Annotated in this window: 10 protein-coding genes, 1 pseudogene and 1 riboswitch; of the genes and pseudogenes, 2 read left to right on the top strand and 9 right to left on the bottom strand. The window is 56.6% G+C overall.

Translation table 11 applies throughout. The annotated features are described in order from the left end of the window. Nucleotides 1-117: 117 nt before the first annotated feature. From hslV to ACNKH6_RS07590, 4 genes are all read right to left on the bottom strand, one after another. Nucleotides 118-669, bottom strand: coding sequence for an ATP-dependent protease subunit HslV (hslV, locus tag ACNKH6_RS07605; protein WP_417914954.1), 552 nt, complete (start codon nucleotides 667-669; stop codon nucleotides 118-120). Nucleotides 670-681: 12 nt separating this feature from the next. Then, a complete protein-coding gene (locus ACNKH6_RS07600; protein ID WP_417914953.1) occupies nucleotides 682-1,269 on the bottom strand; it encodes a TIGR04211 family SH3 domain-containing protein in 588 nt (195 codons plus the stop codon). A gap of 130 nt (nucleotides 1,270-1,399) precedes the next feature. Beyond that, nucleotides 1,400-1,600 (bottom strand): hypothetical protein, encoded by a 201-nt coding sequence (locus ACNKH6_RS07595; protein WP_417914952.1) that lies wholly within the window; start codon nucleotides 1,598-1,600, stop codon nucleotides 1,400-1,402. Nucleotides 1,601-1,665: 65 nt separating this feature from the next. After that, nucleotides 1,666-2,472, bottom strand: a complete 807-nt coding sequence (locus tag ACNKH6_RS07590; protein ID WP_417914951.1) for a hypothetical protein — start codon at nucleotides 2,470-2,472, stop codon at nucleotides 1,666-1,668. Nucleotides 2,473-3,094: 622 nt separating this feature from the next. Further along, a riboswitch (cyclic di-GMP riboswitch) is annotated at nucleotides 3,095-3,173 on the top strand. Between the two features lie 29 nt (nucleotides 3,174-3,202). On the opposite strand from ACNKH6_RS07590, the gene ACNKH6_RS07585 reads away from it, so the two are divergent. Next, complete coding sequence (locus ACNKH6_RS07585; protein WP_417914950.1) at nucleotides 3,203-3,349, top strand: hypothetical protein; 147 nt, start codon at nucleotides 3,203-3,205, stop codon at nucleotides 3,347-3,349. A gap of 234 nt (nucleotides 3,350-3,583) precedes the next feature. On the opposite strand, the gene hisD is transcribed toward ACNKH6_RS07585, so the two are convergent. The 4 genes from hisD to ACNKH6_RS07565 all read right to left on the bottom strand — a co-directional run bounded on the left by hisD (nucleotide 3,584) and on the right by ACNKH6_RS07565 (nucleotide 7,474). Further along, nucleotides 3,584-4,879 carry a histidinol dehydrogenase gene (gene hisD, locus ACNKH6_RS07580; protein ID WP_417914949.1) on the bottom strand — a complete coding sequence of 432 codons (1,296 nt, stop codon included), beginning with the start codon at nucleotides 4,877-4,879 and terminating at the stop codon, nucleotides 3,584-3,586. Between the two features lie 143 nt (nucleotides 4,880-5,022). Beyond that, nucleotides 5,023-6,873 (bottom strand): tetratricopeptide repeat protein, encoded by a 1,851-nt coding sequence (locus ACNKH6_RS07575; protein WP_417914948.1) that lies wholly within the window; start codon nucleotides 6,871-6,873, stop codon nucleotides 5,023-5,025. 5 nt (nucleotides 6,874-6,878) lie between these two features. Next, nucleotides 6,879-7,109 carry a hypothetical protein gene (locus ACNKH6_RS07570; RefSeq protein ID WP_417914947.1) on the bottom strand — a complete coding sequence of 77 codons (231 nt, stop codon included), beginning with the start codon at nucleotides 7,107-7,109 and terminating at the stop codon, nucleotides 6,879-6,881. A 200-nt stretch (nucleotides 7,110-7,309) separates the two neighbouring features. Beyond that, the gene (locus ACNKH6_RS07565; protein ID WP_417914946.1) at nucleotides 7,310-7,474 is read right to left on the bottom strand and encodes a hypothetical protein; all 165 of its coding nucleotides are present in this window, start codon (nucleotides 7,472-7,474) and stop codon (nucleotides 7,310-7,312) included. 142 nt (nucleotides 7,475-7,616) lie between these two features. Here ACNKH6_RS07565 and ACNKH6_RS07560 point away from each other — a divergent pair, with 142 nt between their 5' ends. Further along, nucleotides 7,617-8,771: a cyclic nucleotide-binding domain-containing protein gene (locus tag ACNKH6_RS07560; protein WP_417914945.1), complete on the top strand. Its 1,155-nt coding sequence runs from the start codon at nucleotides 7,617-7,619 to the stop codon at nucleotides 8,769-8,771. 27 nt (nucleotides 8,772-8,798) lie between these two features. Here the strand turns inward: ACNKH6_RS07560 and ACNKH6_RS07555 are convergent. Then, nucleotides 8,799-9,037 (bottom strand): annotated as a pseudogene (locus tag ACNKH6_RS07555) (IS982 family transposase); the annotation flags it as partial.

The following is a 9,037-nucleotide window of genomic DNA, read 5'->3' as shown; positions in this document are numbered from 1 at the left end:
CCCAAAGATTTCCAGCACATATTCATGCTGTCACCTCGCATGGTTTTGAATTGAAGGTTTTTCTTTTTATCTTGGCTTACGGTATTGAAAAAACAATGTTATAGGTCACAACTTGGGTTATACTTGAGGCGCGGCCTGCATTTTTTCCACCACCAAGTTTGGATTGGTGTAAATGCAGATAGCAGCAGCAATCTTCATCGCTTCACGAGCGATGTTTTCCGCGTCCAGCTCGGAATGAGCGACCAAGGCGGCAGCAGCGGCTTGCGCATAGGAGCCGCCGCTGCCTATGGCCAAAATGCCGTCGTCAGATTCGATCACATCGCCGCTGCCAGACAGGAGCAACGAATATTTGCTGTCCACAGCGATCATCATCGCCTCAAGGCGGCGGAGCATTTTGTCGGTGCGCCAGTCCTTGGCCAGCTCCACCGCCGAGCGGAGGAGATTGCCGTTGAACTGCTCCAGCTTGTGCTCCAAGCGGTCAAAAAGGGTGAAGGCATCGGCGGTTGAACCAGCAAAGCCGGTGATCACCCGGTCATGATGCAGCCTGCGCACCTTGCGGGCATTGTGTTTGATCACGGTCTGGCCGAGGGAAACTTGGCCGTCTCCGGCCATGACCACCTCGCCCTTGTGCCGGACCGCCAGAATGGTTGTGGAGCGTATCAATCCCATTGCATATATACCTTAGCGGAGACCGCTTTTGCGCCGCTGCGGGCTGTGCGACAGCCTGCCCAGCAGCCAGCCTGCCAGCAGCACACCGCCGCCGGAGAGAAACCAGATCACTTTGCCGGTGTCTTCTGAAGCCCGGCGTTCCGCCTTGATTTTATCCTGCTCGGCAATACAGGCGGAGAGCTTGTCGCCTTCGCCGTCCTGATGTTCTTTCAAGCCGTTCAGCTCCAGTGCCAGCTCATTGTTCTTCCGCTGAAGCTGCTCATTTTCCGTCCGTAGTTTCTTCACATCCTCGCCGGTCGGCACGACTGAAGTCAGCAGCGATTTCGGCAGCCAGCCGTCCTCGCCGTCCTGAAAGCGCACTTTGAGCCAGCCGTTCTTCTCTTCCAGCAGCTCGGTCTTGTCATGAATCCGCACCATCTTGATGATCTTGTACTGCTCTCCTGCTCCTCGCCTGACAGGAATGTCAATGTTTGGCGAGACAAACAGGTTTTCCGCACGAACCGACGGAGCCAGCAGCAGAATGACCGCCGCAGCGAACAGGCGAACACGCGCTGCTGAAGACAAGAACTGCTGATTTCCCCTATAATTGCCCCTGTTCATGGCAAAGTCGCCCTCCCGAATGGTGAACTAATGTGCCGTGTTCCGGCCTTTCCGCCAGAAAAGATACAAGCTACACCATACAACGACGGGAAGCAAGACAAGAAAAAAGACGGAAAGCCCTGCTTGACCCTTACGCCATCTTCACCTCCAGCACATCCACCAGCCTGCCGCTGTAGGTATTCCGCACCATATCCCAGAGACCGGCATAGTTGTTCACCGTGATTGCCAAGGAAGTCAGGGCCGCGCCGCTGAAGCCGGGCAGGGTGTATTGGCCGTTCCGGGTCACGACCACCTCGCTGCCTGCCGCGCCGCCTTCCTTCATGTCCAGCAAGGAGAACAGCAGCCGTTCGCCTTGGATATCCTGAATAACCTGAATGCGCAGGCGGGTGTCCGCGCTCAGACTGCCGCCCGTGGCTGTGTGACATAAGCAGTCGCCGCACTGCCGGTGAGAATGCCGGTTTCCGGCGGATGCGGATGCCCGAAATTGCTCAGGGGCGTGCGCAGCATCCGTTCATACATGCCGGTGCGCGGCGTGCCGTGCGGGGTGTAGCGGGTGGTGACGGCGATAGTATATTCGTTGTTCCACGGGTGGCTTTGCACCGGAATCTCCGGCATGAGCATGATCGCGGTGTTGGAGACCAAGTTCACGCGGCTCTGCACAAGCCGTCCGCTCTGCGTGCCTTCGATCACGCATTCGCCTGTGCCATTTTCCACATCAAACGCGAGGTCTTCGCCAGTGAGCCGCAGCACGCCGTCCGGGTTAAGCACGTTGCTTAACTTGAGCAGCGTGTCCTCAGCCGTGTTGATCAGAGGCAGTTTCTTTTCCCGCGACAAGCGTTCGAGCTGGGCGGCATGACGGACTTCGGCGACAAAGGGCGGCGAGGCATGGACGCGCACTTGCAGGCATTGGTCAACAGGCGGCGGCGCGTCGTCTGCGCTCTCCAGCCGCGCGGTGAAGGAGAGCGTGTAGGTGAAATTGTTCTCTTCTGTCACCTGCTCGCCGTTGATCAAGCTCTGGCGGACAATTTTGTTGCGGGTGGTCAGGATGGTGCGCAGCTCTTCGGCACTGTAGCTGGGCAGCTCCGCAGCTATGCGGGCGGCCAGCTCCGGGGTGTTCACCACATTTCTCGGCAGGAAGACCATCTTATACGAGCTGGGCGTTGTGAGCGCGTTGACTGCGGGCTGCCATTGTATTGGTGTCATATCCTGCCTCCTGATTCAACTGTTTGAGATGACGGAATGAATGCTGCTCCAGCCCAGCATAAGACGAGTTTGTTCCCCTGTCAACACTTTTCTCCTGCCGCCGCATGATCGGCAGCAGAAAAAAGCACGCTCGTGCTCGATAAAAAACATCGAGCGATGCCGTCGGGAAACCTCGCTCGATCTCGCACTAAGACCATTCTCGATCTCGGAAAATACCTCGAGCGATCTCGCAGGACGACATCGAGTATGGTCGTGCTATGACATCGAGAATGGTTTTCCAATAAGCACGCTCGATGTTTTTCCAGGAGGAACAGGGAGGGCGGGAGATGACGAGCCAGGCAGGTTTGCTTGAGCGCAAGGAAAGCGGCCACAAGGCCAGTTCGTTGAACTATAGATGCCGCATGAGTAAAAAATATCCAATTTTACACCCGATGTGAGTAAAAAATATCCAATTATCGAATATGGGAAAGATTCTCATTAAAAACAAGCAGTTTTTTTCAACGTCATACCAATCCATTGTTCATGGATGCAAAGAACCTGGCATAGTTCTTGCATAAAAAGATCATACTGTGTATATCCTGCTTTCCGGTCTCTGCGTATAACCAGCAGAGTTGATCGTGAAAGTTGATAAAGCCACAATCACCGCGAGGTGATGTCGGAAAGCTGCGGGTCTCCATCGTGGAGACAGCCGGGCTACCTACTTTTTAACGTTATTTCCGGAGGGGGAATCATGACAACGTATCAACACTCAATTAAAAGCGGACTGATCAAGCTGACAACTCTTCTCAAAAAGGGCTTGATTGGCGTGGGACTGCTTTTCCTTTCTGCTGCATTTATCCTGCCAGAAGAATGTGAGTTAACGGAAAGGAAGCAGTAGCCCGCATGGAAGCCGACATAATTGGTGGGCAAGCAGAGAGTGCTTGCCCGCCCTGCTGTGCATGACAGCCGGGCCAAACACGCATTTCACATCTCCCGCATAATCTCCATCACAAGCTGCTGCAAGCGTGGTTCGGCCCACTGTGCAGCGAGTAGGATGGGCAAACGGCCTTATCGTTTGCCCACGCGGAAGCTGACGTGGCAAGCCCGCCCTGCCTCAGCCTCAGTCCCCCTCTCACCGTTTCTTAATCGCATTAGCATGTGACGGAAAGCCTTCATACTCCGCAAAAGTCTGCGCCACGTCCTTCAGGCTGTCGTAGCCCTGCTTGGACATGTAGCCAATGGACGAGCGTTTGAGGAAATCAAACACAGTCACGCAGGAGAAGGTGCGGGCAAAGCCGCCGGTCGGCAGGATGGCGTTCACGCCCAGCGCGTAGTTGCCGATGGAGATCGGCGTATTCTGGCCGAGCAGGATTTCTCCGGCATTGCGTATCTGCTGCAAGGCCAGCATCGGCTCGGCAGTCAGCACCTCCAGATGCTCCGGGGCGAAGTCGTTGACAAAGGCGATGGACTCCGCCAAGTCTTTCGTGAGCACAATGCCGCCGTAGTTGCCCAGCACGGCGGTGCAGAACTCCCGCCGCTTCTCTGGCAGATCAGCAATCAAATCCGGCAGCAATGCCTTCACCTTGTCCGCCAGCTCGCGTGCGTGCGTGACTAACAGCGCGGTGGAATCCGGGCCGTGCTCGGCCTCAATCAGCAGATCAAGAGCGGCAATGCGCGGGTCAGCCTGCTCATCGCAGAGGATGATGGACTCGCTGGGGCCAGCGGGCGTGCCCACGTCAATGCGGCCATAGAGCAGCCGCTTGGCCGCCGACACATAAGCGTTGCCCGGCCCGATCACCTTGTCCGCCTTCTTCACCGTCTCGGTGCCGAAAGCCAAAGCGGCAATGGCCTGCGCCCCGCCGACCTTGTACACCGTCTTGATGCCGCAGACCTTGGCCGTGAAGAGCGAGGCATCGTCAACCGTGCCTTCGGGCGTGGGCGGCGTGCAGATGACGATCTCCGGCACGCCCGCAATCACCGCCGGAATGCCGAGCATGAGCATGACCGAGGGGAAGGAGCCTTTGCCGCGCGGCACATACAGGCCCACCGAGGTGATCGGCGTGATCTTCTCGCCCGCAAGGATGCCCTCGCTGATCTCAGTGAACCACATCTCCTCCGGCATCTGGGCCTGATGGAACTTGCGGATGTTGACTGCCGCCCGCTCAATCACCGCCTTGATCTCCGGCTCCAGATTGCGCTCGGCCCGCTCGAACTCCGCCTCTGTCACCTGAATGGCTGCCGGGTCGAGCGTCACCTTGTCAAACTTGGCGCAGAACTCGACGATGGCCTGGTCGCCGCGCTCCTGCACCGCCTTGATGATAGGCCGCACGGTCTCCTGAAAGCTCTCAATGTCCAATTCAGAACGGCGCAGGATTTTGGCCTTGTCCGCCGTGCTGAGGGTGTTCAGATCGTAGGTGTTGATGTGCATGGTGTTCCTTTATTGTTCTGCAAACAAAGTGAATGTGTGGGGCTGATGCCAGTTCTTCCGGGGTGCATATAACCGGCGCGACAAGGCCGCTCTCGACGGCAGGCGCAAAGGCGGTTCACGAACCGCCCTGCAAGGATTTGCCCTTATTGGCCGTCCAGCAGACGGTTGGCATAATCAAGCAGGCCTTGCAGATGCGGGGCCTGCTTGATGAGCGGCTTGAGGATATCCCGCGCCTCCTGCGCATAGGCCACAGACTTGCCTTTGTCAGGCACGTCCTCAAGGTAAAAGATGCTCAGGTTAAGCAGTGTCTCCGCCAAATCTTGGCTGAATGCCCCCGGCTCCTTTGCCGCCAGTCCGCGCCTGATCTTGAGGGCTTCCTCAAATTCCGCCAAGGCGGGGCCGTAGTCCTTGGTTGCATAGTGCAGAGCAGCCAGATTGTTCAGGATGGCAGCCACGTTTAGCAGAAAAGCGTCCGGCTCCTTTGCCGCCAGTCCGCGATAGAGCTTGAGGGCCTCCTCATATTCCGCCAAGGCAGGGCCGTAGTTCTTGGTATCTTTGTGCAGGAGACCCAGATTGTTCAGGGTCATGGCCACGTTTGGCAGGAAAGCCCCCGGCTCCTTTGCCGCCAGTCCGCGATAGAGTTTAAGTGCTTCCTCATATTCCGCCAAGGCAGGGCCGTAGTCCTTGGCAGCACTGTGCAGGATACCAAGATTGTTCAGGGTGGCAGCCACGTCTGGCAGGAAAGCGTCCGGCTCCTTTGCCGCCAGTCCGCGACAGAGCTTGAGGGCCTCCTCATATTCCGCCAAGGCAGGGCCGTAGTCCTTGGCAGCACTGTGCAGGATACCAAGATTATTCAGGGCCATGGCCACGTCTGGCAGGAAAGCGTCCGGCTCTTTTGCCGCCAGTCGGCGATAGAGTTTAAGTGCTTCCTCATATCCCGCCAAGGCAGGGCCGTAGTTGCCGGTATCTTTGTGCAGGATAGCCAGATTGTTCAGGGTCAAGGCCACATACGGCAGGAAAGCATTCGGCTCCTTTGCCGCCAGTCCGCGCATGATCTTGAGGCTCTCCTCATATTCCGCCAAGGCAGGGCCGTAGTTGCCGGTTGCCTTGTGCAGGTTAGCCAGATTGTTCAGGGTCAAGGCCACATACGGCAGGAAAGCATTCGGCTCCTTTGCCGCCAGTCCGCGATAGAGCTTGAGGGCCTCCTCATATTCCGCCAAGGCAGGGCCGTAGTCCTTGGTGTCACTGTGCAGGAGACCCAGATTGTTCAGGGTCATGGCCACGTCTGGCAGGAAAGCGTCCGGCTCCTTTGCCGCCAGTCCGCGATAGTGCCTAAGGGCTTCCTGCCAGAGCGGCGCGGCCCTGCGGAACGCATTCTGTTTATAAAGAAAGTGCGCGTACTCGTGCAGAACCTCTGCTGTCCGTGCCGCAGCAAGGGCCTGCTCGAACCACTGCTCTGTCCGCTTGAACCTGTCCTCACCCTCTGCCACTGGATTGATCTGGGAAAGCTGCGCCTTGAGCAGGAACTCATTGGCCCGCTTCTCCAGATCACTGCGCACCGCCGCCAGCCTGTCCGCTGCCGTCTTCTCCTCCAGCTTCAGCCGCTCCACGTCCTGCTGAATCGCCTCAGCCTTGAGCACGGCATCCGCCTCCCGGAACTCGCCCCGGTCAAAGTGCGCCTTGGCTTGCCGCAGCCGCTCATTGTCAATGGGAATCCGGGTGAACTGCTCATGCAGCCGGAAGACGTTCTTCTTGAAGTCCTCAATCTCTTTCCGTGTCTCCGCAAGCCTCTTGTTGCAGTCGCGCAGTTCCTGCTGAAAGTCTTCATCATCAGGATATTTGCTGATGCGCTGCACCAGCCTTTCCCGCTCGCGTTCTTGCTCTGCCAGCTTATGCGTCAGCTTCTGACAGTCCAAGGAGCTGGTGTAAATGTTGATAATCTGATCTCTGCCCGCACGGTTATTGGAACCGATGCTCACATTCTTATCAAACATGCCGTTCACACCTTGGTGGTTTTATCCTTGCCTGCATTATCACCGCTGCCGGAGTGCGTTTGATGCACAGAGCTGTCAATGGTGATGGTCTGATTCCCGCCAGCAGTATTATGAGAGCCGATGTTGTTCGCGCCCTCGCCCTGTTTCGCGCAAATCCAGCCGATGATTGCCAAAGGCACGGCCACCAGCACCCCGTCGAAGAGCCAGTCCTTGTTGTCGATGATCCACTTGAGCATGACGTTTCTCCTCTGCAATGCTTTGCTTCCACCTGCCTCAATTTACCTGAGCAGGCCGCCGCAGTAAACAGCAATCAGCCTCTCCCGCCAAGGAGGCAAAAAGAGACACCGCAGTGTCTCTGCTGGACTCACTATGGTGTCTCCGGCAGAGGGTGTCTGCGGGCGGCGGAGAACCAAGCATGGAAAAACGGTGCAACGATTCACTCTGTCTGCTGCGTCAGCAAAGCCGCCACGTCCTCGCGCAGCTGTGGCAGCTCCCTGATCGCAATGGCCCAGATGATGCTGCTTGAAATCGTGTCATAGCCATGACACTGCTGCGGGCGTTGGCAAGCTGGAAGTCCGGCTTCAACAAGTTCGCATAGCACTGCTCTGGCTGCTGGAGGAAAGAAAGCAGGGATTCTTGACAAAAACGTTGCGGACTGGGCAAGTTTCTGGTCATATATAGACTATCCGGCATGATTTTTCACCTCATTTTCAGAACGCAGGGCAGGACGGCTTCAGCAGGCAATGGGTGTTCCACGGGTTATCTTTCGGGTCTGCGAGACCCTGAACTGTCCGAAATTTCAGTACGGCGACTCGTTCACTGTTTCCGGCGTGGCGGTGATGATGCGCACCAACGGCGACAGCTCCTTTGTCAGCAGCGCGGCGGTGCACGCCAACCAGAGCCGGGAGAACTGCGAGATTCTTTACGGCGACTTCGTCAAGATCATCATCAAATATGAGCGGGCGGATCAAATTCCGGACTGCCTGATTTCCTGCAGCGGCTGCATCGGCTCCCTCCGGCTTGAGCATCTCAAGAACAGAAAAACCGGACCGGAGCAGGAAGCCTTGCTCAACAGCAACAAGGAAATCGCCGCATTGCTGGAAGAGCTTGGCCGCTTCCCCTTCTTTCAGATCATCAGCCACGAGAGTTTGGCCGAACTGCTGCGCAACGCCGAGCTGGAGGCGTTCAAGAAAGACGACATCATCATCCGTCAAGGTGAGGCGGGCAGCAAGCTCTACATCGTCGCTGAGGGCAAGGTGAACATTCTCAACGACACTGGCATTTCCATCTCCACCTTGGAGCAGGGCGAGATTTTCGGGGAGATGAGCCTGATCTGCGACGAGAACATCGGCGCGACGGTGCAGGCGGCGGCGGACTGCAAAATTCTCAGCGTCCATCACGGCCATTTCCAGCGGGTGCTGGACCGCTATCCGGCCATGCAGCGCTATTTCACCAAGCTGATGGCCCAGCGCCTGAGCCGCTCCAACAAAATCCGCTTTGACGATTACGCCTCCGGCATGATCGGCAGGCTGGAGGAGATTCCGCCCGAAGCCTTGTTCCAAACCCTGCACACCAACGGTAAAACCGGCATCCTCACCATCACCGAGGTGGCGAAAGGCACGGCCCGTTTCTCGCTCCGGCAAGGCGCGTTGATCAAGGCATCGTATGCCGGACAAAAGGGCAAGGAAGCGTTTTTCAGAATACTGCGGGAAAAGAAGGGTCGCTTCAAGTTCAATCCCGGCCTGCCGAAAGAGGATTTTGACGTGCCGGAAATCGGCTATTTCATGAAGCTGCTGATGGAAGGGCTGCAGCAGATTGACGAGGACCGCTCGGCGCGGAAGCAGCGGCAGTCAGCGCAGAGCGGGGAAGAGGATGAGGGCGGCCCGACCTCGCCGTGACGCTTAAAATTCAACCCAAGTTGTGACCTATAAAATTGTTTTTTCAATACCGTAAGCCAAGATAAAAAGAAAAACCTTCAATTCAAAACCATGCGAGGTGACAGCATGAATATGTGCTGGAAATCTTTGGGTAATGACACTGAATGCTGATTCGATGCGCTTTCGGATGGATTTAATTCCATCTCCTATGAATGCTTCGTATTTTCTTTTTGAATTTTTCTTCCTGACAGGATTCAGATGAACATCTGACTGTTCAAGATCATCCT

The organism is Candidatus Electronema sp. JM, assembly GCF_048287415.1.
Classification (GTDB): Bacteria; Desulfobacterota; Desulfobulbia; order Desulfobulbales; family Desulfobulbaceae; genus Electronema.
Note: the sequence above shows the minus strand (reverse complement) of the source record. Positions and strands in the feature narration are given on the sequence as shown.